At 68.0% G+C, this 22,646-nt stretch carries 24 protein-coding genes; 10 read left to right on the forward strand and 14 right to left on the reverse strand.

Annotated elements, in window-relative coordinates:
* Positions 1–62: 62 nt before the first annotated feature.
* The 4 genes from ACIA49_RS13410 to ACIA49_RS13425 form a co-directional block, all read right to left on the reverse strand.
* Complete coding sequence (locus ACIA49_RS13410) at positions 63–311, reverse strand: acyl carrier protein (RefSeq protein ID WP_171670712.1); 249 nt, start codon at positions 309–311, stop codon at positions 63–65.
* A 69-nt stretch (positions 312–380) separates the two neighbouring features.
* A complete protein-coding gene (locus ACIA49_RS13415; protein WP_396377414.1) occupies positions 381–1,376 on the reverse strand; it encodes a beta-ketoacyl-ACP synthase III in 996 nt (331 codons plus the stop codon).
* Positions 1,373–2,290 carry an ACP S-malonyltransferase gene (locus tag ACIA49_RS13420; protein WP_396377415.1) on the reverse strand — a complete coding sequence of 306 codons (918 nt, stop codon included), beginning with the start codon at positions 2,288–2,290 and terminating at the stop codon, positions 1,373–1,375. Before ACIA49_RS13420 ends, ACIA49_RS13415 begins: the two co-directional genes overlap by 4 nt.
* Before the next feature lie 78 nt (positions 2,291–2,368).
* Positions 2,369–3,508: a PucR family transcriptional regulator gene (locus ACIA49_RS13425; RefSeq protein ID WP_396377839.1), complete on the reverse strand. Its 1,140-nt coding sequence runs from the start codon at positions 3,506–3,508 to the stop codon at positions 2,369–2,371.
* 195 nt (positions 3,509–3,703) lie between these two features.
* On the opposite strand from ACIA49_RS13425, the gene ACIA49_RS13430 reads away from it, so the two are divergent.
* From ACIA49_RS13430 to ACIA49_RS13450, 5 genes are all read left to right on the forward strand, one after another.
* The gene (locus ACIA49_RS13430) at positions 3,704–4,744 is read left to right on the forward strand and encodes a PHP domain-containing protein (protein ID WP_396377416.1); all 1,041 of its coding nucleotides are present in this window, start codon (positions 3,704–3,706) and stop codon (positions 4,742–4,744) included.
* Positions 4,744–5,280 carry a pirin family protein gene (locus ACIA49_RS13435; protein WP_396377417.1) on the forward strand — a complete coding sequence of 179 codons (537 nt, stop codon included), beginning with the start codon at positions 4,744–4,746 and terminating at the stop codon, positions 5,278–5,280. Before ACIA49_RS13430 ends, ACIA49_RS13435 begins: the two co-directional genes overlap by 1 nt.
* Positions 5,280–5,750, forward strand: a complete 471-nt coding sequence (locus ACIA49_RS13440) for a pirin-like C-terminal cupin domain-containing protein (protein ID WP_396377418.1) — start codon at positions 5,280–5,282, stop codon at positions 5,748–5,750. Before ACIA49_RS13435 ends, ACIA49_RS13440 begins: the two co-directional genes overlap by 1 nt.
* Positions 5,751–5,816: 66 nt before the next feature.
* A complete protein-coding gene (locus ACIA49_RS13445) occupies positions 5,817–6,131 on the forward strand; it encodes a hypothetical protein (protein WP_396377419.1) in 315 nt (104 codons plus the stop codon).
* Positions 6,124–7,050, forward strand: a complete 927-nt coding sequence (locus ACIA49_RS13450) for a zeta toxin family protein (protein WP_396377420.1) — start codon at positions 6,124–6,126, stop codon at positions 7,048–7,050. Before ACIA49_RS13445 ends, ACIA49_RS13450 begins: the two co-directional genes overlap by 8 nt.
* On the opposite strand, the gene ACIA49_RS13455 is transcribed toward ACIA49_RS13450, so the two are convergent.
* Both ACIA49_RS13455 and ACIA49_RS13460 read right to left on the reverse strand, forming a co-directional pair.
* Positions 6,985–7,506: a hypothetical protein gene (locus ACIA49_RS13455; RefSeq protein WP_396377421.1), complete on the reverse strand. Its 522-nt coding sequence runs from the start codon at positions 7,504–7,506 to the stop codon at positions 6,985–6,987. The two genes, ACIA49_RS13450 and ACIA49_RS13455, sit on opposite strands and share 66 nt — an antisense overlap.
* 34 nt (positions 7,507–7,540) lie before the next feature.
* The gene (locus tag ACIA49_RS13460) at positions 7,541–8,092 is read right to left on the reverse strand and encodes a MarR family winged helix-turn-helix transcriptional regulator (protein ID WP_396377422.1); all 552 of its coding nucleotides are present in this window, start codon (positions 8,090–8,092) and stop codon (positions 7,541–7,543) included.
* A gap of 62 nt (positions 8,093–8,154) precedes the next feature.
* Here ACIA49_RS13460 and ACIA49_RS13465 point away from each other — a divergent pair, with 62 nt between their 5' ends.
* Positions 8,155–9,168 carry an alpha/beta hydrolase gene (locus ACIA49_RS13465; RefSeq protein WP_396377423.1) on the forward strand — a complete coding sequence of 338 codons (1,014 nt, stop codon included), beginning with the start codon at positions 8,155–8,157 and terminating at the stop codon, positions 9,166–9,168.
* On the opposite strand, the gene ACIA49_RS13470 is transcribed toward ACIA49_RS13465, so the two are convergent.
* Together ACIA49_RS13470 and ACIA49_RS13475 are read right to left on the reverse strand one after the other, a co-directional pair.
* Positions 9,165–10,640, reverse strand: coding sequence for a peptide MFS transporter (locus ACIA49_RS13470; protein ID WP_396377424.1), 1,476 nt, complete (start codon positions 10,638–10,640; stop codon positions 9,165–9,167). The genes ACIA49_RS13465 and ACIA49_RS13470 overlap by 4 nt on opposite strands.
* Before the next feature lie 98 nt (positions 10,641–10,738).
* Entirely contained in the window at positions 10,739–11,578 is an 840-nt protein-coding gene (locus ACIA49_RS13475) for an SDR family oxidoreductase (RefSeq protein ID WP_396377425.1), read from the reverse strand.
* Positions 11,579–11,663: 85 nt separating this feature from the next.
* On the opposite strand from ACIA49_RS13475, the gene ACIA49_RS13480 reads away from it, so the two are divergent.
* Positions 11,664–12,041, forward strand: a complete 378-nt coding sequence (locus tag ACIA49_RS13480; RefSeq protein WP_396377426.1) for a winged helix-turn-helix transcriptional regulator — start codon at positions 11,664–11,666, stop codon at positions 12,039–12,041.
* On the opposite strand, the gene ACIA49_RS13485 is transcribed toward ACIA49_RS13480, so the two are convergent.
* Genes ACIA49_RS13485 through ACIA49_RS13505 form a run of 5 tightly spaced genes read right to left on the reverse strand, consistent with a single transcriptional unit; the run spans position 12,025 to position 17,966 of the window.
* Entirely contained in the window at positions 12,025–12,870 is an 846-nt protein-coding gene (locus ACIA49_RS13485) for an ABC transporter ATP-binding protein (RefSeq protein ID WP_396377427.1), read from the reverse strand. The genes ACIA49_RS13480 and ACIA49_RS13485 overlap by 17 nt on opposite strands.
* The gene (locus ACIA49_RS13490) at positions 12,860–13,894 is read right to left on the reverse strand and encodes an ABC transporter ATP-binding protein (RefSeq protein ID WP_396377428.1); all 1,035 of its coding nucleotides are present in this window, start codon (positions 13,892–13,894) and stop codon (positions 12,860–12,862) included. Before ACIA49_RS13490 ends, ACIA49_RS13485 begins: the two co-directional genes overlap by 11 nt.
* Positions 13,895–13,904: 10 nt before the next feature.
* A complete protein-coding gene (locus ACIA49_RS13495) occupies positions 13,905–14,993 on the reverse strand; it encodes an ABC transporter permease (RefSeq protein ID WP_396377429.1) in 1,089 nt (362 codons plus the stop codon).
* Positions 14,990–15,985 carry an ABC transporter permease gene (locus ACIA49_RS13500; protein WP_396377430.1) on the reverse strand — a complete coding sequence of 332 codons (996 nt, stop codon included), beginning with the start codon at positions 15,983–15,985 and terminating at the stop codon, positions 14,990–14,992. The genes ACIA49_RS13495 and ACIA49_RS13500 overlap by 4 nt, the downstream gene beginning before the upstream one ends.
* 1 nt (position 15,986) lies before the next feature.
* The gene (locus ACIA49_RS13505) at positions 15,987–17,966 is read right to left on the reverse strand and encodes an ABC transporter substrate-binding protein (protein ID WP_396377431.1); all 1,980 of its coding nucleotides are present in this window, start codon (positions 17,964–17,966) and stop codon (positions 15,987–15,989) included.
* Between the two features lie 151 nt (positions 17,967–18,117).
* Here ACIA49_RS13505 and ACIA49_RS13510 point away from each other — a divergent pair, with 151 nt between their 5' ends.
* The 3 genes from ACIA49_RS13510 to hisD all read left to right on the forward strand — a co-directional run bounded on the left by ACIA49_RS13510 (position 18,118) and on the right by hisD (position 21,679).
* Complete coding sequence (locus tag ACIA49_RS13510; RefSeq protein ID WP_396377432.1) at positions 18,118–18,903, forward strand: IclR family transcriptional regulator; 786 nt, start codon at positions 18,118–18,120, stop codon at positions 18,901–18,903.
* Positions 18,904–19,007: 104 nt separating this feature from the next.
* Positions 19,008–20,402 (forward strand): hypothetical protein, encoded by a 1,395-nt coding sequence (locus ACIA49_RS13515; RefSeq protein WP_396377433.1) that lies wholly within the window; start codon positions 19,008–19,010, stop codon positions 20,400–20,402.
* Between the two features lie 14 nt (positions 20,403–20,416).
* Entirely contained in the window at positions 20,417–21,679 is a 1,263-nt protein-coding gene (hisD, locus tag ACIA49_RS13520) for a histidinol dehydrogenase (protein ID WP_396377434.1), read from the forward strand.
* Between the two features lie 9 nt (positions 21,680–21,688).
* Here the strand turns inward: hisD and ACIA49_RS13525 are convergent, their stop codons facing one another.
* Positions 21,689–22,639, reverse strand: a complete 951-nt coding sequence (locus ACIA49_RS13525) for a dihydrodipicolinate synthase family protein (protein ID WP_396377435.1) — start codon at positions 22,637–22,639, stop codon at positions 21,689–21,691.
* Between the last annotated feature and the right edge of the window lie 7 nt (positions 22,640–22,646).

Genomic DNA, 22,646 nt, shown 5'->3' on the forward strand with positions numbered 1-22,646 from the left:
GGCCGGTGGTGCTCATCGGTTCTGAGCCCGATGAGCACCGGCCAGCACGGTGACGGCTCGGATCAGCCGTTCTGGGCGCGCTCGATGAACGCGACGGCGTCGCCGACGGTCTTCAGGTTCTTGACCTCGTCGTCGGGGATCTTCACGTCGAACTTCTCCTCGGCGGCCACGACGACCTCCACCATGGAGAGCGAGTCGACGTCGAGGTCGTCGGTGAAGGACTTGTCCAGCTGGACGTCCTCGACCGGGATACCGGCGATCTCGTTCACGATCTCGGCGAGGTCGGAGCGGATCTCTTCGGTGCTGGCCATTGCAGTAGTTCCCTTCGAATGGTTGATTCAGCCGGTGCGGCCACCTGAGCCGCCCCGGACAACTATGGCTTACGGAAGCCTGATCACCTGAGCGGCGAAGACGAGGCCGGCGCCGAAGCCGATGACGAGCGCGAGATCGCCGCTCTTGGCCTCGCCGGATTCGCGCATCGCGGTGATCGCGAGCGGGATCGAGGCGGCGGACGTGTTGCCCTGCCGTTCGATGTCGCGGGCAACCTTCACGTGCTCGGGCAGTTTCAGGGCGCGGCGCATCGCGTCGGTGATCCGCATGTTCGCCTGGTGCGGCACGAACAGGTCGAGCTCGTCGGCCGGTACGCCGGCCACGTCGAGCGCCTGCTGCGCGGTCTTGGCCATCTCGTACGACGCCCAGCGGAAGACCGGGTTGCCCTCCATCGTGAGGTGCGGCCAGTTCTGGCTGCCGGCCGCCTCCTGCCAGGACTCCTTCTGGCTGATCACCGCGTGCTGCGTGCCGTCGGAACCCCACACGACCGGGCCGATCCCCGGCTCGTCGGTCGGGCCCACGACGGCGGCACCAGCGCCGTCGGCGAAGATGAACGCCGTACCGCGGTCGTTGCGGTCGGTCAGGTCGCTGAGTCGCTCGACCCCGATCGCCAGCACGTACTTCGCGCTGCCGCCGCGGACCATGTCACTGGCCAGCGCGAGGCCGTAGCAGAACCCGGCGCAGGCCGCGGAGACGTCGAACGCGGCCGCGGTCGGGGCGCCCACCTCGACGGCGATCCGGGTCGCGATCGCGGGGGTCTGGTAGAGGTGCGTGACGGTGGAGACCACGACGCAGCCGATCTGGGCCGGATCGATCCCCGACTCCTTCAGCGCGTCCTTGGCCGCCGCGACCGACATCATCAGCACGGTCTCGTCGTCGGAGGCCCAGCGGCGCTCCTTGATCCCGGACCGGGTCTGGATCCACTCGTCACTGGAGTCGATCTGCTCGACGATCTCCGAGTTCGGTACGACGCGCCGCGGCCGGTACGACCCGATCCCGAGGACTCCGGCGTACCGGGCACCCTGCGGTGCCGCGATGGCCGTCATGCCGAGTGCTTCTGGACGAAGGCGCGGGCGTCGTCGAGCTGGTCCGGGGTCTTCAGGGCGAAGGTCTCGACGCCCTTCAGGTTGCGCTTGGCGATCCCGACCAGGGTGCCGGCCGGCGGCAGTTCGAGGATGCCGGTCACACCGAGGTCGGTGAAGGTCTGCATGCACAGGTCCCAGCGGACGGGGGAATTCACCTGGGCGACGATCCGCTCCAGCGCGTCGTTGCCGTCGGCCACGACCTGGCCGTCGCGGTTCGAGAGCAGCTTGGTCGTCGGCTCACCGGTGGTGATGGCGGCCGCATACTTCGCCAGGGTCTGTACGGCGGGCTCCATGTGCTTGGTGTGGAACGCGCCGGCCACCGACAGCGGGATCAAGCGGGCCTTGGCGGGCGGGTCCTCGGCGAACGCGGCCAGCTCCTCGGCCGTGCCGGCCGCGACGATCTGGCCGGGGCCGTTGTCGTTGGCGGGGGTCAGCCCGTACTCCGCGAGCTTGGCGAGCACCTCGTCGCGGTCGCCACCGAGCACCGCGGTCATCGAGGTCGGGGTCAGCGCGGCCGCATCGGCCATCGCCTTGCCGCGCTCGCGGACCAGCACCATCGCCTGCTCGACGGTCAACGCACCGGACAGGGCCGCGGCGGCGAGCTCACCGACGCTGTGGCCGGCGAGCGCGCCCGGGGTCACGTCACCGTCGAACAGTGCGGGCGCGGCGGCCAGGCCGGCCGCGACCAGCAGCGGCTGCGCGATCGCGGTGTCGCGGATCGTGTCGGCATCCGCCTGGGTGCCGTAGTGGGCGAGGTCGAGACCGGCGACCGCGGAGAGCCAGTTCAGCCGGCTCTCGAACGCGGGATCGGCGAGCCACGGCTCGAGGAAACCTGGGGTCTGGGCACCCTGACCGGGCGCGACGATGACGAGCACGTGACCACTCTCCCTGTTCCGAGCCGTTCGCGGACCGGAAAGCAGCACGAATTCTGACCGGCCCTGTTTGTGGAGATCCTACAAAACGGTGGTTCCCGGCTCCGGATTGAGCAGGCGGCCGAGGGCGAGTGCGACACGCAAGGTGAAAGCGTCGCGGGGATTCAGCGGCTGGTACCCCGTGAGTTCGGCCACACGCTTCAGCCGGTACCGGACGGTATTGGCGTGGATGAACATCGTCCGGGCCGTCGCCTCGATCGAACCACCGGAGTCCAGGTACGCCGAAACGGTGTCGAGCAGCACGCCTTCGCCCAGAGTGAGCGGGCCATAGACCTCAGTGGCGAGCTGACGGCGGGCATGACCGTCTCCGGAGAGTGATCGCTCCGGCAGCAGTTCGTCGGCCTGCACCGGCCGCGGCGCCCCGGGCCAGGCCGGTACGGCGCGGAGCCCGGCGACCGCCGCCCGGGCCGACGTCACGGCCGCCATCAGGTCTTTCACCACCGGTCCGACCACGATCGGACCGGGACCGAACCAGTGGGCCAGCCTTTGTACGATCTCCACAGGTTTGCCGGTACCGCCGAGTACCACCACCAGTCGGTCGCCCTGGATCGCACACAGAGCGTCAGCACCCGCCTCACGCGCCGCATGCCGGACGGCGTCCGCCACGTTCGCGTTGCCCTCCGCCACCGGCGCGCGCCCGACGACCACGGCCACCTCGGCCGATCCCGTCGTACCGGCTGCTCCGGTCCAGCCCAGGGCGGAGGCGCGGGAGCGGACCGAGTCGTCGGCCTCGCCGCGGATCACGGAGTCGACCACGAGCGCCTCGAGCCGGGCATCCCACGCACCGCGCATCTCGGCGGCCTGCGCGTAGACCGTCGCGGCCGCGAACGCGACCTCCCGGGCATACCGCTGCATCGCCCGCTGCACAGCCGGTACGTCGTCCGGCGGCAGCAGGTCGTCGATCGCGTTCTCCATCATCTCGATGGTCGTCCGCACCAGATCGACGGTCTGGTGCAGCGAGATCACCCGGGTGAACTCCCGCGGCGCGGACCCGAAGATCCTCGTCGGCATCGAGGAGTTCTCCTCCGGATCGCGGAACCAGTCGACGAACGCGGTGATCCCCGACTGCGCCACCAGCCCGATCCACGACCGGTCCTGCGCCGACAACCCCCGGAACCACGGCAGGTTCTCCTCCATCGCCGCAGTAGCCGCAGTCGCCATCGCCCCCGTCTGCGCCTGCAGCCGCTCCGTCCGCGCCAGATGCGCCCTGGTCTCCGCCTTACCCACCCCCCGACCCTAGCCCGCGCCGTCCGTTTGGTGGGTTCACTCACCAAACGGGAGGTTCCCGCCCCGGAATTCCGGGTGGGAACCTCCCACCTGATGGGTGCACCCACCAAATGGCGGGATGATGGGGGGATGACGGACAAGGCGGGTGTGGATGCCGCGGTGGAGGCGTTGCGCGCGATCGGGTACTACCTGGAGCGCGACCGGCAGCCGACCCATCGGGTGAAGGCGTACCGGCGGGCGGCCGACACGATCGAGGCGCTGCCGGCGGCGGAGGTCCGGGCACGGCGCCGGGCCGGGACGCTGACCGAACTGCCGGGGATCGGGCCGAAGACCGAGGCCGTGATCCTGGAGGCGATGGACGGCGCGACCCCGGCGTACCTGATCAAGCTGGAGGGGTCGGCCGGTGAGCTGACCGACGAGGGTACGGCGATGCGCGCAGCGCTGCAGGCCGACCTGCATCTGCACTCGGAGTGGTCCGACGGCGGCAGCCCGATCGAGGAGATGGCCCGGACGGCGCACCGGCTCGGCCACAAGTACATGGCCCTGACCGATCACTCGCCACGGCTCACGGTCGCCAACGGCCTGTCCCGGGAACGCCGGTTGCAACAGATCGAGGTCGTTGCCGAGCTCAACAAGAAGCTGGCCAAGGAGCTCGACGGGTTCACGATCCTGAACGGGATCGAGGTCGACATCCTCGACGACGGTTCGCTCGACTGCGACTCCGAGATCCTGGCGCGGCTCGACCTCGTCGTCGCCAGCGTGCACTCCAAACTCCGGATGGCCTCCGAGCCGATGACCGAGCGGATGGTCAAGGCGATCGCCAACCCGCACGTCGACGTACTGGGGCACTGCACCGGCCGCCTGATCACCGGCAACCGCGGCACCCGCCCCGAGTCCGAGTTCGACGCCGAGGTGGTCTTCGAGGCGTGTCGTCAGTTCAACACGGCCGTCGAGATCAACTCCCGCCCCGAACGCCTCGACCCGCCCAAACGCCTGCTCGCCCTGGCCGCCGAGATGGACTGCGTCTTCTCCATCGACACCGACGCCCACGCACCCGGCCAACTCGACTGGCAGGTCTACGGCTGCGAACGCGCCGAAGGCGCCGACATCACCCCCGACCGCGTCATCAACACCTGGACCCGCGACGAACTCCTCGAATGGACGGCGTGATGAGCGACTTGGAGAAGGACCCGGCCGAGGTCGTCTGTAGCGGGTCTGAGCAGGGGCCGGTGTTCGAGCTGTTGGAGCCGCGTGAGGTGGTGCTAGGACGGTCGACGAAGGTACGGCGGTTGCTGCCGAACAAGGACCGTCGGATGGTTGGTGCGTGGTGCTTCGTCGATCATTACGGGCCTGATGATCTGACGCAGCGGGTCGATTCGTACGACGCGCCGGGGGAGCGCGGCATGCTGGTTCCGCCGCATCCGCATACGAGTCTGCAGACGGTGAGCTGGTTGTTCGAGGGCGAGATCGAGCACCGCGACAGCGTCGGCTCACACGCGTTCGTGCGTCCGGGCGAGCTGAACATCATGACTGCCGGCAATGGCATCGCTCACTCCGAAGTCTCTACGCCGGACGCACCACCGCGCCTGCATGGCGCGCAACTCTGGGTCGCGCTACCCGACTCCGTCCGTACGACGACCCCACCCGCCTTCAACGCGTACGCCGATCTCCGCAACTCGACCTGGACGGCGCCCACCTCACGGTGATGATCGGCACCGTGGCCGGCGTGACCTCCCCGGCTCCCGCCTACACCCCGCTGGTCGGCGCCGACCTCACCATCCAGCCGGGCCGATCCCTCACGCTCCCACTCACACCTTCCAACGAGTACGCCGTACTGGTGGTCGAGGGTTCACTCGAAGTCGGGGACCTGACGCCGTCCTTCGGCGAACTCGCCTACCTCGGTGCGGGCCGCGAGTCGGTTGATCTGGTTGCCTCCAGCAACGGAGTTCGTTGCCTTCTGCTCGGCGGCGAACCTTTCACCGAAGAGCTCGTGATGTGGTGGAACTTCATCGGCCGCACCCACGAGGACATCGTCGAGGCCCGTGACTCCTGGCAGTCCGCCATCGCCGCCGCCGGCAACGACCGCTTCCCGATGGTCCCCGGCTACGAAGGCGACCCCCTCCCGGCCCCGCCCCTCCCCGGCACCACCCTCAAACCCCGCCCTCGCTCCCGCTGAGGAGTTATCCACAGGTAGGACGAACACCGGTTGCGGTACGTCGCGCCGAGCGGCGAGAGTTGCCGCATGACCGACAACGACGGCAACGAATCGATCCTCGGCCAGATCCAGCCGTACGAGTGGGACGACCAGCAGGCCATCAGCTTCGAGGTCGCCCAGGACACCATCAGCCTCTTCATCGCCCACTGCACCGACCGCTACTGGACCGAACGCCGCAAGGAAACCCCCGACCAGTCCGTGATGGACCACTGGGACGAGCAGAGCCGCCTTGCCTCGATAGATCGCCATGCCCTTCGCGCCGACGATCCGGAGGCCATCCGGGCGGTTCGGGACAGCTACGGCCAACGGTTGCGCGAGCTCAATGGACGCGCCGATGGCTGAGGTCGCGGATCTCGGCCGCTACCGGCTGAACGAGGAGCTGCACGCGGAGATCTTCAGCTCCCGGATCGTCCCGCGCGAGCTCGCGGGAGCGATGCGGCAGGAACGGCCGGCGGTGGTGTTCATCGGTGGGCAGCCGGGCGCGGGGAAGACGGCGACCACGGACATGATCAAGCGCACGATGGGTCTGCGTGGCCAGGCAGCCCATGTCTGCGGTGATTTCTACAAGCCGTACCACCCCGACTACGTCCGCCTGCAGGCCGAGGACGAGCGGACGGCGGGCGCCTATACGCGGCTGGACACGCGCCTGTGGCACGCAGCGGCCGAGGACTGGGCGCGAGCCCGTGGTTGTCACACCGTCGTGGAGACGGCGCTGGCTGATCCCGAGGAGTTCGCGCGGGCGGCGGCGAACTTCGGGGCCGCGGGATTCCGCGTGGAGGTCGCGGTGCTGGCGGTCCCGGAGGCGCTGAGCCGGCTGGGCATCGTGGCGCGATACCTCGATCAGATCGCCTTGCACGGGCGTGGTCGGTTCGTTGCCCGGTCCAACCACGACGGCTGCTATCGCGGGATCCCGGCAACGATCGCCGCGGTCCAGGCCAATCAGCTGGCCGACAACGTGATCGTGTTCCGGCGCGGAGCCGCGGTTGTGACTGCGGCACAGCGTGCCGAGAACGGCAGTTGGTCCGGTTCGCAGCATCTCGCCGAGGATGTTGCGGGCGAACGCTCCAGGCCCTGGGGCACGACCGCGTCGCTCAAGTTCTGCACGAGCCTGAACCGGATTGCCCAGCAGGGTGGTCCGACCTGGCACCCGGAGCTGCGCGAGATCGCCCAACTCGCAGCCCCACTGGCGACCGCGTTAGATGGGGGCTTTGACGCGGGGGTGAAGGGCGTGGCGGCGGTGGTAGGACCAGGTGAGGAGTAGGAGGGCGGGGCCCCAGAGGTGGAGGAGGCTGTAGCTGCCGACCATGAGGTACTGCCAGAAGTCGTTGGTGAAGTAGAGGAAGCCGTCGGTGTAGGCGTTGCGCATCGCGAAGGTCCAGAGGGCGATCAGCGACAGGCCGCCGAGGGTGGCGGGGATGATGGCGGCGTACGGCGCGACGCGGCGACCGCCGATCAGGGGGATCCAGCGGGGGACGATCTCGCCCCAGCGGTGGACCAGGCCGAGGCCGGTCAGGGCCAGTGCCTCGGAGACGAGGGACAGGCCGACGACGTACAGCTTGAGGCCGAAGCCGTGGATGTACGTCGGTTGGCCGGTGGCGTCGAGCATGCCCATGGACGAGCCGAAGACCAGGCCGAGCCGCCACAGGCTTGAGGGCAGGACGAAGAACGGGATCGCGTGGGCGAGGCGGTAGGCCCAGCGCGGGGCGGTTGACTGCATGGTTCGAGCATGCGACGAGATGGCCGGCGATGCCTCACTCGCGTGGGGGACGTGGTTCCGTCTCGGGGGTGAGCGGGCTGGGCATCAGGTCGGGGCCGTCGGCTTCGGCGGCGAGGACGACTTTGCGGAGCAGCTTGGTCAGGGACTGGCGTTCGCGCTCCGAGAGTGGCGCGAGGAGTTCTTGCTCGGCGTCGCCTTGGGAGCCGATGGCGGATTCCCAGGCCTGGTGGCCCGCGTCGGTGAGGACGACGACCACGCTGCGGCGGTCGGTGGCGGCGCGGCTGCGGGCGACGAGGCCGGCCTGGGTGAGCCGGTCGAGGCGGTTGGTGAGGGTGGCCGGATGGGTGTCGAGGGCAACGGCCAGCATCGTCGGCGTCACGCTGTACGGCGGCCCCGCGGCGCGTAGCCGCCAGAGGATGTCGTACTCCCAGCTGCGCAGGCCGAGCTCCTGCAAGGCCGCGGCCCGGCGCGTCTGCAGGTGCCGCACGAGCATCTGCATCCGGGTGACGATGCCTTCGACCTCGGCATCGAGCTCAGCCACCTCGTGCTGCCAGTAGTCGATGTGCCGATCGATCGAGTCGCGCATGACCCCGATGGTACTACGATTCAATATATTATGATTTCGTAGTATCAACGTGAGGAGCGCCCATGCTCGACCTGATCGGCCGGCTCGACGAACACACCCTCGACAGCCGCTTGCTGCGCGGAAACCCCCTCGGCGATCCGTCCAGCCGTCCGCTGTGGGTCTACACACCGCCCGGGTACGACGAGGGCTGCCGCCGCTACCCAACCGTCTACATGTTGCTCGGCTTCGGCGGCACACTGCCGATCTGGCGCAACCGCATCCCGTACCGCCGCCCGGTCCCCGAACTCATCGACGGCCTGTTCGCGCGGGGCGAGGCGCCGGGCATGATCGTCGTCTTCGTCGACGCCTTCACCAAGTACGGCGGCAGCCAGTACGTCGATTCGCCCGGTACCGGCCCGTATCACTCCTACCTGTGCGACGAGGTGGTTCCGTGGGTCGACGCTCACTACCGGACCATCTCGGATCGCGACCACCGGGCGATCGCCGGGAAGTCGAGTGGTGGTCTCGGCGCGATGATCACGCCGATGCTGCGCCCTGACCTGTTCGGCGCCTTCGCCACGCACTCCGGTGACGCGTTGTCGGAAGCGCAGTACATCCCGCACTTCCTCTGGGCGGCACGTCACCTGCGCCAGTACGACGGCGACATCTTCGCGTGGTGGGCGGACTTCACCACTCGAACCGCCTTCACCAAGCCCGAAGACGAGCGCCTGCTCGAACTACTCGGGGTCTCGGCCTGCTTCTCACCGGACGCCGACGGGCGGCCGGAGCTCCCGTTCGATCCGGTGACCGGGGCGCTCAGGCCAGCGGTCTGGGAACGCTGGCTGCGCTGGGATCCGGTGCGGATGTCACCGGATCATGCCGAGGCGCTGAGATCCCAGCGAGCGATCTGGATCGACGCCGGGACCAGCGACGAGTGGTTCCTCGACCTCGGTGCGCAAGCGTTCCGCCGCAGCCTCGCCGAGGTCGGCGTACCGGATGGTTTAGTCCGGTTCGAGCTGTTCGACGGGGGTCACCGCGCGGTCGAGTACCGCCAGCCACTGGCGATCGCGTGGCTGGCGGAACGACTCGCCGCTTAGGCCTCCTGCTCCTGCTTGGTGTGGCGCTTGATCCAGGGAGCCAGCGTGTAGAGCACGAGCGCGAAGACGATCGTGACGATGGCCAGGCCGCCGAAGTACGCCGTGTCGGAGGCGCCTTCGGTGGCCTGGACGAGCTGGGCGGTGATCGCCTGACCGGCCGACGGTGCGAGGAACCAGAGCGCCATCATCTGGCTGAGGAATGCCCGCGGCGCCAGCAGGGTGGTGGCGGCCAGGCCGACGGGGGAGAGGAAGAGCTCGCCGAGGGTCTGGATGACATAAACGACGACCAGCCAGAACGGCGACGCGAGCTTCTCGCCGGCGACGTGGGAGGCGAGAGCCATCACAGCGAAGGAGATGCCGGCCAGCAGCAGTCCGGTCGCGAACTTCTGGCCGATGCTCGGCCCACGCTCACCGAGCTTGATCCAGATCAGCGCGAAGATCGGAGCCAGGATGATGATCGAGAACGGGTTCACCGACGCGAAGAACTCCGGCGAGATCGTGATGCCGAACAGGTGCAGCTCGGTCCGGTCGGCGGCGAACGTGGTGAGCGTGGTCGCTGCCTGCTCGAACACCATGAAGAACAGCATCGCCGCGATGAACAACGGGATGTACGCGCGCACCCGCTGCCGCTCCACCGGAGTGACCAGCGGGCTGCGCAGCAGCATCGTGAAATAGGCGATCGGAGCCAGGAAGCACAGGTACGAGATCGCGTCGACGACCGGCTTCGGTCCGAACCCACCGGACAGCGCGGCGGAGAGGAAGAAGACCACCGCGAGCACCGCCAGTACGGCGACGCTCACCTTGATCATGGTCGGCCGGTCCTCGGCGGTGAGCGGGTTCGGCGGGGTGTCGCCGCGACCGTGCAGGGTGCGCCGGCCGAGTACGTAGGCGATCAGCGCCAGCGTCATGCCGACCGCGGCGGCCGCGAACGCGACGTGGAAGCCGAACTCGCGGCGCAGGAACCCGACCACGAACGGCGCCGAGAACGAACCGATGTTGATCCCCATGTAGAAGATCGAGAACGCCGAGTCGCGTCGCGCGTCGCCCTTCTCGTAGAGCGTCCCGACCATCGTCGACACGTTCGGCTTCAGCAGACCGGTGCCGAGGGCAACGAGCGCGATCCCGAAGTACGCCGGGCCGGTCGCCGGGAGCGCGAGCAGCAGGTGACCGGCGACGATCACGACACCGCCGTACAGGACGGTCCGGCGGGCACCGAAGACGCGGTCGGCGAACCAGCCGCCGAGCACCGAGAGCAGGTAGACCGACGCGCCGTAGATCGAGACCACGGCCTGGCCGAGCGACTCACCCAGGCCGAGACCGTGCGCCTTGTCGGTCAGGTAGAGCAGCAGGATGGCGCGCATCCCGTAGTAGCTGAACCGCTCCCACAGTTCGGTCGTGAACAGCGTCATCAACCCACGCGGATGCCCGAAGAAGGTCTTCTCCGGGCTCTCGGCCGACTGCGATACCGACACGGTCCACTACTCCCTGTAGATCTGGTTGAGAAACGCACCGACCGTAACGCGTCAGTACGACCCCTCGCCAGCCGGAGCGCGGTCGGGTGCGACCGAAGTCACTGGAAGGCGGCGAGATTGCGCGCCGTCCACTCGGCGAACGACCGCGGTGCCCGCCCGAGGACGCGCTGAACGTCGGGGCTGACGCGCAGCTCGGCGTCGTTGGGAGCGCCCAGGATGTCCAGCGTGTCGTCGGCGACCTCGGGCGGCATGTTGTGCGTCAGCGCGGCCTTGGCCTCATCACGGCTCAGCTCGTGGAACCGCACCGGCGAGCCCAACGCGGCTGCGATCGCCGCTGCCTGCTGCCGCGGCGTGATCACCTCCGGACCGGTCAGCTCGTACACGGCGCGGGAGTGCTGGTCGTCCACCAAGCAGGCGGCGGCAACCTCGGCGATGTCGGCCGGGTCGACGATCGGTACCCCGACATCGCCGAAAGGCGCGGCGACGACCTGCTGGGTGCGGATCGACTCGGCCCACCACAAGGCGTTGGAGGCAAAGCCTCCCGGCCGCAGAATCGCCCAGTCCAGTCCGGACTCCCGCAGTACGTCCTCCAATCCCCGCAGCGCGATCCTCGTCGTACCGAATGGCCGCGTGGACACGCCCTGCGAAGAGAGCAGCACCAGCCGCCGAACCCCATGCTCCGCGGCCAAGCTGATGAGGTCGGCCGGGTTCGCGCCAGTCGCCTGCAGATCGCCGGACAGCAGCAGGAACAAGGCTTTGGCTCCAGCCAGCGCCGGCTCCAGGCTGGCCGGGTCGGCCAGATCGGCCGTCACATAACGAACCCCATCCGGTACGGCGGTTGCGTGTCGCGACACCGCGGTCACTTGGTGCCCGGCCGCGGCCAGGGTCTGCGTCAACGGCCGGCCGATGTTTCCGGTCGCCCCGGTTACTACGATCATTGTGTGCTCCTTGGTCGATGGGTGACCGACGCTAGGAGGACGGGCTTACCTTTCGTAAGGACGTACCTGAAGGTAAGCTCCACACGTGGATGAAGGCGTGCAGGTCACAGCAGCCGAGGCTCCCCCTCGGTATGAGGTGTTTCACACCGACTGCCTGGCGCGCAACGTGGTCGATCATGTCACCAGCCGCTGGGGCGTGTGGGTGCTGATCTCCTTGCGTACCAACGCGTTGCGGTTCTACGAGCTGCGCGAGAGCATCCACGGCATCAGCGAGAAGATGCTGTCCCAGACCCTGCGGGTGCTCGTGCAGGACGGCCTGGTCTGGCGCGAGGTCGAGCCGACCGTCCCGCCCCAGGTGACCTACGGACTGACCGAGTTCGGCCGCGAGATCGGCGAACCCTTGCGCGAACTGTTCGACCGCATCACCCAACACCTTCCCGCAGAGTTCAAGCCAACCCGCTGACCCGCCTGGCTTTGCGGAGGCGGGGGTCGGGGATGGGGACCGAGGCGAGCAGGGTCTGGGTGTAGGTGTGTTGCGGTTGCTCGAAGAGGTCTTCGGTGCTGGCCTCCTCGACGAGCTTGCCGCGGTACATCACCGCCACGCGGTCGCAGAGGTGCTGGACGACTGACAGGTCGTGCGAGATGAAGACGTAGGTCAGTTCGAACTCGTCCTGCAGGTCCTCGAGCAGGTTCAGGATCTGACTGCGTACGGAGACGTCGAGCGCGCTCACCGCCTCGTCCGCCACCACCAGCCGCGGTTGCGTGACGAGCGCTCGAGCGATCCCGATCCGCTGCCGCTCGCCACCTGAGAATGCATGCGGGTACCGCCGCATCAGCTCCGGCCGCAGTCCACAGCGTCGGAGCGCGTCGGCGACCCGATCAACCACTGCGCTCCCGCTCGCGAGCTTGTTCACGATCAGCGGCTCGGCGACGATCTGCTGCACGGTCATCCGCGGATTGAGCGACGAGTTCGGGTCCTGGAACACGGTCCGGATCTCCGTCCGCAACGGCCGCAGCTCCGCCCGCGACAGTACGGAGAGATCGACGTCGGACCCGTCGGTACGGCGATAGCGCAGCTGCCCACTCGTCGGTTGATACGCGCGCAGGATGCACCGACCGAGTGTCGTCTTGCCCGAGCCGGACTCACCAACGAGCCCGAGCGTCTCACCCCGCCGTACGGCGAGACTCACGTCGTCGACCGCCTGCACCGTCGTCCGCCGGCCGAACAAGCCCGACCCGCTCGAGAACCGCATCGACAGGTTCTCCACGCGCAGAATCTCGTCAGCCGACATGAGTCGGCTCCGCGAGATCGTGTCCGCTGCGAATGCTCTCGGCGGTCGGATAGTGCACACACCGCACTTCGCGACCTCCGTCGGTGACCGCCGGCGGGGCCTCGGTCTCACACAGCCCCGGTACGACGTGATCGCAGCGAGTCCGGTAGGGACAGCCGCTCGGCCGTTGCTGGGGATGCGGGACCTGACCACGGATCGTCGGCAGCCGCCGTCGTACCCGGCGCTCGATCCGGGGCACGGACCGCAGCAACGCGCGCGTGTACGGATGCCGGGGATCGTGGAACAACGAATCGACGTCGCACTCCTCGACGACCGTCCCGAGGTACATGACCGCGACCCGATCAGCCAGCTCGGCCACCACCCCGAGATCGTGGGTGATGAAGAGCATCGCCATCCCGCGGTCCTCCTGCAGCGACCGCAGCAGGTCGAGGATCTGGGCCTGCGTGGTCACGTCGAGCGCGGTGGTCGGTTCGTCGGCGATCAGTAGTTGCGGTCGGCAAGCAAGCGCCATCGCGATCATCGCGCGCTGCCGCATCCCACCGGAGAGCTGGAACGAGTAGGCGTCGATGCGCTGCTCGGGTTGCGGGATGCCGACGCTGCGCAGTTCGTCGATCGCCCGCTCTCGCGCCTCGCGCTTGGTCAGCCGCTCGTGCAGCAACAATGTCTCCATCAGCTGCCGCCCGATCGTGTGCACCGGACTGAGCGCGGCCATCGGCTCCTGGAAGACCATGCCGATCTCCTTGCCGCGGATCGCGCGCATCGCGGACCCGCCCGGATCGAGAGCGGCCAGATCGACCGACGTGTCTCCCGATCGATAGTGGATGCTCCCGGCAACGATCCGTCCCGGCGGGTCGACCAGGCGCAGGATCGACCGTGCGGTGACGCTCTTCCCGCACCCGGACTCGCCGACCACGCACACCGTCTGCCCCGGCTCGACGCGCAGGCTGACGTCGTCGACCGCGCGCACCAGGCCGTCGGCGGTGTCGAAATGGGTGCTCAACCCGGAGATCTCCAGCAGGCTCATCGGTGCACCCTCACGACTCGTAGGGATCGGCGGCGTCGCGCAGCCCGTCGCCGACGAAGTTGAGCGCCATCACCGCGATCACCACCGCGACTCCGGCCGACAGCAGCCACGGTGCCGCGGACAGGACCCGGATGCTCTGCGCGCCGCCGAGCAGGACGCCCCAGCTGACCACCGGCGCCTGCAGGCCGAGTCCGAGAAACGAGAGAGCGGTCTCTCCGAGGATCATCCCCGGTACGGCGAGCGTCAGCGACGCGATGATGTGGCTGGTGAACGCCGGCAGCATGTGCCGACCGATCACCCGATGCCAGCGCGCGCCGTCGAGCTCGGCGGCCAGGACGAAATCCTCACCCCGGATCTGCAGGAACCGGCTGCGAATCACCCGTGCCAATCCCGTCCAGCCGATCAGCGACAGGATCAGCGTGATCGCGAAGTACGTCTTCAACGGACTCCACCCCGGCGGTACGGCGGCGGCCAGGCCGAGCCAGAGCGGCAGCGTCGGGATCGACATGAAGAACTCGATCACCCGCTGCACGATCCCGTCGGTCAACCCACCGAAGTACCCCGAGATCCCACCGAGCAGCAGGCCGAGCACCAGCGCCGCGGCAACGCCGATCAGGCCGACCGACATCGAGATCCGTGTTCCGTAGATCAACCGGGAGAACTGATCCCGGCCCTGCTCATCCGTCCCGAGCAGCTGGAACGGCGCGTCCGCACGGCTCGTGCTGAGCAGATGCCGGTCGGAGGGGATCAGCCCCCACAGTTTGTACGGATCACCTTTCGCGAACAGGCGAACGCCGTACCGCTGGGTCTTGTCGACGGTGTAGTCGCGCAGCAGCGTCTCCGGGTTCGGGGTGCCTTGGTAGCCGTTGACGTACAGATGGGGACTCGAGGTGAGCGAGACCTTGAGTAGTTGTGGTGGGGCGAAGGCGCGGTCGGCGGCGTAGGTGTCTTGGGCATGCGGAGCGAGGAACTCGCAGAACACCGCGACGAAGTAGATGAAGCCGACGATCCACAACGACACCACGGCGAGCTTGTTGCGCTTGAAGCGCCGCCAGACCAGGGTGCGCTGCGAGGCCAACGCCAGAGTGGGCTCGCTCATCCGGCGTACCCGACTCGAACGCGTGGATCGACGGCAGCCAGCAGGAGATCGGACAGGAGCGTGCCGATCACGGTCAGGATGCAGGCGATCAGGATGATGCCGCCGGCCAGGTACATGTCCTGGCTCTTCAGCGCGTTGAGCAGCAGCGGTCCGGTGGTTTCAAGACCGAGCACGGTCGCGACCAGCACCTCGCCGTCGAAGAGCGCCGGGATCGTCCAGCCGATGGTGGCGATGAACGGATTCAGCGCGACGCGCGTCGGGTAGCGCAGCAGCAGTTTGCGTTCGGTGAGTCCGCGAGCGCGGGCGGCGGTCACGTAGGGCTTGTGCAGTTCGTCGAGGAGGTTCGCGCGCAGGACTCGGACCGTCCCCGCGACACCGCCCGACGCCAGCACGAGCACGGGCAGCCAGAGATGGCTGAACAGGTCGAGCAGCTTGCCGAGATTCCAGGCCGCGTCGTCGAACTCCGGGGAGAACAGGCCGGAGACCGTACGCCCGAACAGCTTGAACTGCAGGTAGACCGCGGTCAGTGCGATCAGGAAGCCGGGGATCGCGAGGCCGAGGAAGCTCAGCGTGGTGATGACGTAGTCGAGCTTCGAGTACCGCCGAGCCGCCGAGTAGACCCCGGCCACCAGCGCGATGCTCCACCCGATGATCCACGTAAGCAGGCCGAGCCCCAACGTCAGCGGCAGCCGTTCCCCGAGCAGGGTCGACACGGGCTTGTTGTACTCGAACGACGTACCGAAGTCACCGTGCAGCACGATGTTGGTGATCCATCGCCAGTATTGCTCCAGGGGCGAAGCGTCCAACGCGTACTGCTGCCGCAGCGCGATCAGCTGCTCGGGTGGTAGCGATTGCCCCTGAGCCTGCAGCTTGGCGACCACCGTGGTCAGGTAGTCGCCAGGCGGCAGTTGGATGATCAGGAACGACACCAGCGAGATCAGTACGACGGTGGGCAGCATCGCGAGTAGTCGCCGTACCAGATAGCCACCCATGTCAGACGTGCTTGTCCGGGTTGTCGAAGTACATCTGTTCCGGTGCGGAGGCGTTCTCGTAGTGGGTGCGGAAGCTCGCGATCGCGTCCGGCCGGACGTTGCGGAGGTCGCCGGCTGAGATCAACGGCTGGAACGGCGTTGCGACAGTACCGATGATCCAGACGTTCTGATCGTGCAGGCGCAGGATCTGCCGCCCGAGGTCGAGGCGTTTGGTGTCGTCGGCCGTGATCAGCAGTTCGTCGTACGTCGTCTGCAGCGTGCGGATGTCGCCGGTGGGTTCGAGCGCGAACTTGTCCTTCGGATCGCCGTACCAGTTGCCGTACTTCGGCGCCCAGTAGGTGAGCCCGCTCGTCGGGATGTACCAGAGCGAGTCGATGTCCCACAGGATCGTGGCCGGGGGATAGGCGACCAGATCGTAGTCGCCGTGCGGGATCTCCTCGTACCAGAGGTCCAGCGACATCGGCTTCGCGACCAGGTCGATCCCGACCGCCTTCCAGTACCGGCGGGCGTACTCGAGCACGGTGATCGCGGCGATCCCGACACCGACCTCGAAGCAGCGGCCGACCAGCTGGAGCTTCTTCCCGTCCGGCCGGAGTCGCATGCCATCGGCACCGCGGCGGGTCAGACCGGCCGCGTCCAGACGTTTGTTGGCCTCGGCAACGTCGTACTCGATGAAGCGCCGGCCCATGCCGTCTTCCCAGTACTCGTCCTCGGGCTGGGCACACGGGTGCCGGACGAACCCCTGCCCGGCCAGCAGCGCGTCGTTCATCTCCTTGCGGTTGATCGCGTGCGACAGACCGGCGCGGAAGTCGAGCTTCTGGAACAGTTCGCGCAGGACCGGGTCGGGGTGGCTCTGGTTGAGGTTGAGCGACGTGTTCGGCTCCGCGACCCAGCGGTTGACCTTGTAGCCCTTGGCCTGCTGGTTGCGGATCAGGAGCGGGAGTTGCTCGGCCTGGATGTCGGTCACCTGCAGGTCGAGCTGGCCGTTGGCCGCGCGCAGCCCGAGCGTCTCGGCCGGCATCACCGTGTACTGCTGGCTGTCGATGTACGGCAGCTGGCGGCCTTGTTCGTCGACCTTCCAGTAGTACGGATTGCGCTCCAGCCGCGCGGTCACGCCCGACCCCTTCAAGGGTGCGACGAGTTTCCACGGGCCGAGGACCGGGATGTCGGCGTTCTTCCAGATGTTGCGCCGGGCGGTGAAGAACTCGGCCCAGGACGGTGCCGGATCCTTCTTCATCGCGGCCTGGATCTGGGCCGGCGTCGCGAAGTCCTTGTGGAACTGCTTGAGGTAGTGGGCCGGGAGCAACAACGCCGAGCTGGAGCCGAAGCCGGTCAGCCCGATGAAGCACAGGTACCGCAGCAACAGACCGTGCGGTACGGCGAACTCCATCCGCAGCGTGTGGTCGTCGACCTTCACGAACTTGCCGGGCTTGCCTCCTGGACTCAGCCAGCCGGGGAAGACCGGGTTCAGCTCCTTGTTCAGGAACGACTTCTCGTACGCGAACATCAGGTCGTCGGTGGTGAACGGCTGGCCGTCGGACCACTTCAGGCCTTCGCGGAGATGGAAGACGTAGACCTTGCCGCCGTCCAGGACCTCCCACTTCTCGGCCAGCCCCGGGCCGACCTTGGCCGGGGTCGTCGGCGTCCATTCGACCAGCCCGGCGAACTCGACGTACTGGTTCTGGGACGCGTTGCGGTCGATCGACCCGCGCTGCAGGACGCCGCCGTACTTGCCGGGGGACTGGATCGGCTTGAGCACCATCGGGTTCTTCGGCAGCCGCTGCTCGAGCGGTGGCAGCTTGCCGTTCTTGACCAGGCCGGACAGGGCCGGCGACTCCTTGGCGCCCGCGTCGGCGGTCGCGCCGGAGGCCGTGGTCTTCTTGGCGTCGGTGGAGAAGAACGAGCAGCCCGCGACGGCCGCGACGGACAGGGACAGGCCGGACACCCGGAGGAAGGCCCGGCGGTTCAGGGGTTCGGACATCGATTTCCTCCTTTCGTGGGAAGGTGACACGATTCCGGGAGAACTTCAAGATCTCGGGTTCATCTCCGGAATTTCGTATATACCAATTGGTGCCGACGGCTTCCACACAGCGGGTTACACTGCGAGCCAGTTTTCAATGGGGAGGTTGGGTATGGACGGCTCTGAAGAGCGGTCGCCGTCGCCGGCGGTGGCGCGGACGCTGACCGTGCTCGAAACACTCGTCACCTCCGACGAGGAGCTGACCCTGACCGCGCTGGCGAAGAAGGCGAAGATCCCGCTCGCCACCTGCGCCTCGATCGTCTACACCCTCGAGCAGCGCGACTACGCGAGTCGCCGAGTGGTCGGGCGCAGTCATTTCTGGCGGCCGACCCTGCGCCTGTATGGGCTGGCCACGCAGCTGATCCGCAAAGTCGACCTGTCCTCGGTCGCGAACCGCGAACTGCGCGAGGTCGCCGACCGGCTCGGCATGCCGGTGCACATCGGCGTGCTGACCGGCACCTCGATCGTGTACGTCGCCAAGGCCGCGCTGCCCGGCTTCATCCAGTTCGACACCTACCCGGGCAAGGTCTCGCACTTCAACCTGACCGCCCTCGGCAAGGCGATCGCGGCGTACCTGCCGGACGACGAACTGACCCCGCTGCTCGGCCATCTCGAGCAGGGCTACGGGCCGAAGGCCAAGCCGGTCACCGAGGAGACCTTCCGCGCCGAGTTGGCGAAGGTGCACAAGCAGGGCTTCGCGCTCGAGGACCAGGAGGAGCAGGCCGACATCGCCTGCATCGCCGCACCGTTCTTCGCGGCCGGTGAGCACGTCGCCGGCGCGGTCGGCGTGACCTCGTTCGCTCGCGATCTGACCCGCGACAAGCGCAAGCAGGCGCAGACCGCGCTGGTCCAGCTCGCCGCCACGATCTCGGAGCGCCTCGGCGCCGAAGTGGTCTAACCCGATTCCGCGGCCCCTCGCCAGGGGTTGCCCGCCGTCTTCGGCTGTGCCTACGCTTCGGGAATCTGAAATCGATTTCCCCTTCTCGAAGATGGTGGTCCTCGATGGGTACTTATCCCGTCCCGGCCGGTGGTATCAAGGCAACCCTGACCGGCGGTAACACCGTCGGTGCGACACTGCGCGAACGCGCGCCGCGCGCGGACGGCTACCGGCACCTCGACACCCCGGCGCTGATCAACCGCCTGCTGCAGCTGCGGGTGAACACCTACCTGTTCTGCATCTGGGACTGCGCGACCGACTTCGACGATCTGCGCGACGAGTTCCTGCCTGCCGCCGCGGTCGCCGGGATCGACGTGATCCCGTACATCGTCCCGCCGAGCGAGACCTCGTCGTACGGGCGGGCCTCGCGTCCTTATCGGCTCGACTACGTCGGCTGGGCGAGGGCGTTCGCGGAGTTGGCGACGAAGTACCCCAACCTGACGGCGTGGGCGATCGACGACTTCGAGGTCGGCGAGAACGCCGAGCTGTTCACGCCGACGTACATGCGGGAGTTCCTGGACGTCGCGGCCGCGATCAGGCCGGAGCTGCGGTTCTACACCTGCGCCTACTTCGGCAAGGCGACCGATCCGGAGTTCCTCGACAAGTACGCGCCGTACGTCGACGGGATCATCTACCCGTTCCTCGACGGCCGCAACGAGAACACCACGGTCGCTGACTCGCTCGGTGCCTGCCTGGACGAGATCCTCGAGCTGACCGAACCGCGCGGGCTCGAACTCATCCCGCTGATCTACACCGGCCGCTTCCTCGACGCACCGCTGCACGCGACGCCTGCCTATTGCACGGCGACCCTCACCACGACCGCCCAGTACGTCGCTGCCGGCCGCATCCCCGGCGTCATCGCGTACGGCACCCAGCTCGACGACGGGCCAGCGCCGTCGGCAGACAACAAGGCCCTGTACGGCGTTGGGCGGCTCGCGCTGATCAACAACCGGGCGCAGACCCCGGCCAGGTCGTCGGCGTCCGCCTCGCAGCGCGTCCGGGTGGACCCGCGGCTGAACCGGTACGAGGTGTCGTTCTGGTACCACCGCTGGTTCCTTGCGCCGGGCATCGATCCGGGCGTCTATCAGCTCGAGATGCTGATCGACGGAGCGGTCGTCTGGACGATGGATCTGCACGAACAACGGTGGCCTGTGTGGACCAATGGCGACGGGATGGAAGGCCCGGTCGACGTCACCAAATACGTTGCTGATCGCAACGATGTCGAGCTGACCTTCCGGCTGCGCGTGCTGCAAGCCACGGCCGGGCGCTATATCGACGTCGGCGTCGACCACGTCGAAGGGATCGGCCTGGACATCCGGAACGGCGGATTCGAGGAGAGCGGCGACTGGACGCTGCGGACCAGTGGTCCACTCGTGTCCGTCATCGACCATTACCTCGCCGACCGTCCGGCGCGTATCTTCGCGGCGATCGCCCGCTGTTTCGACCTGCCTGCTGTTTGACTTGGAGGAGAACGATGGCTGAGCACCTCAAGACCGGTTGGCCGCAGAAGGTCGAGCGGCAGCAGGAGGTGATCGACACCGTCAGCCGGATCCTGCGCGAGGTCGAGCGCGAGGGTGAGCCCGCGATCCGCCGGTGGTCGGCGCAACTCGACGGGTGGGAGCCGCCCGCGTTCGTCGTACCGGCGGACCGGATCAAGGCCGCGGCCGAGACGGTCGATGACGAGCTTGCCGAGCAGTTGGAGTTCGCCCGGAGCCAGGTCGAGCGGTTTGCACGGGCGCAGCGGGAGACGTTGCAGGACCTGGAGATCGAGACCCTGCCCGGCGTCGTCCTGGGGCATCGGCATCTGCCCGTGTCCAAGGTCGGCTCGTATTCGCCGGGTGGCCGGTATCCGTTGATCGCGTCCTCGATCATGACCGTGACCGTGCCGAAGGTCGCCGGGGTGGACACCGTGGTCGCGGTCGCGCCGCCGCGGGACGGACAGGGTATCTACGGGCCGCAGCTCTACACGATGAACCTGGCCGGTGCCGACGTGATCCTCTGTCTGGGCGGCGTGCAGGCCTTTGCTGCGCTCGCCTTTGGCGTTGAGGATGTTGCGCCGGTTGACCTGGTCGTCGGTGCTGGGAACGCGTACGTCGCGGAGGCGAAGCGGCAACTGTTCGGCACGGTCGGGATCGACCTGCTGGCCGGACCGACCGAGGTCGCCGTGATCGCCGACGAGACCGCTGACCCGCGCCTGGTCGCCGCCGACCTGCTCGGCCAGGCCGAGCACGGCTTCAACAGCCCGGCGTTGCTGGTGACGACGTCGCGCGACTTCGGTACGGCGGTGATCGCGGAGGTGGAGCGTTGGTTGGCCGGGGACTGGCCGACCGTCGAGGTCGCCGGCGGTGCCTGGCGGGATCACGGCACGGTCGTGGTCTGCGAGTCGCGGGAGGAGGCCGTCGAGGTGTCGGACGCCTACGCGCCCGAGCACCTGGAGGTCCAGACCAGCGACGACGACTGGTACGCCACCAATCTGCGGAACTACGGCTCGCTCTTCATCGGCCCCGAGTCGACGGTCGCCTTCTCCGACAAGTCGATCGGTACCAACCACGTCCTGCCCACCGGCCGCGCCGCGCGCTACACCGGCGGTCTCTGGGTCGGCAAGTTCCTCAAGACCGTCACCTACCAGCGCCTAACCCCAGGAGGCGCAGGCATAGTCGCGCCCTCGACGGCTGCCATCGCCGATGCGGAGCTCATGTACGGTCACGCGCTCACGGCGCGTCTCCGGATGGAGTGAACGGGCTCTTCAACCCAACGGCGGGAGGAGGTCCGCGAACTCGGCCAACGCTCGGTCGACCATGCGGACCTCTTCGGCGTCGAGGTGGTGGGCGGGTTCGCGGCAGTAGGGGCTCGCGAAGAGGCCGCGGCGGACGGAGATCAGCTTCTCAGCGGCGATGATGCGTTCGGTGTCGAGCATCCAGTAGGAGATGTAGGGGAGCAGGCGGCGGTGCAGGTCGACCCCGCCGGCCTCGTCGCCAGCGGCGAAGCGGCGCCAGATCTCGACGTACACCTCAGTGAGCGAGCAGCCCGGCTGGGTGCCGACTGCGCCGCGCCGGATCGCATCGGGCAGCTGGACCCCGGCATACCCCTCCAGCGCAGCAAGAGACGGCGTACCGGCCGCGAGCTCGCCGATCAGCGGGCCGGGCGGGCTCGACTCGACCTTGACCAGCCTGAGGTTCGGGTGGTCCTGCGCGATCGACCGCAGCAGGTCGGCGTCGAGGCTGGTGCCGGTCTCGCTCGGTGCGTACTGCAGGACCATCGGGATGGGGTCGATCGCTGTCAGCACTGTCCGGACGTGATCCGCCAGCGCGTTGCGCGACGGCGACAGGAAGTGCGGCGGCAACAAGTTGATGAGGTCCGCCCCGGCCTCCACCGACTCCATCGCGCGCGAAGCCGCCAGCCGCGTTGCATGATCCTGTACGGCGATCACCGCGGCCACGTCGTCGCGATCGCGCGTGTGTGACAGCAGAAGCGCGGTCAGCCGGCGGCGTTCGACCTCGGACAGCTTGTGGAACTCCGACGCGAAGCCGGGAAACATCACGCTGGTCACCCCGGTCGACAGCACATGCTCGACGACCCGCTCGAACCCGGCGTAGTCGACCTCGCCGTCGGCGGTGAACGGGACCTCGAGCACGGGCGAGACCCCGCGCACGAGCAGGGACGCGTCGGTGGACCCGACCTCGGTGGTGGTGGTCATGCCGTTC

Source organism: Kribbella sp. NPDC051587 (assembly GCF_044453945.1).
GTDB lineage: Bacteria > Actinomycetota > Actinomycetes > Propionibacteriales > Kribbellaceae > Kribbella.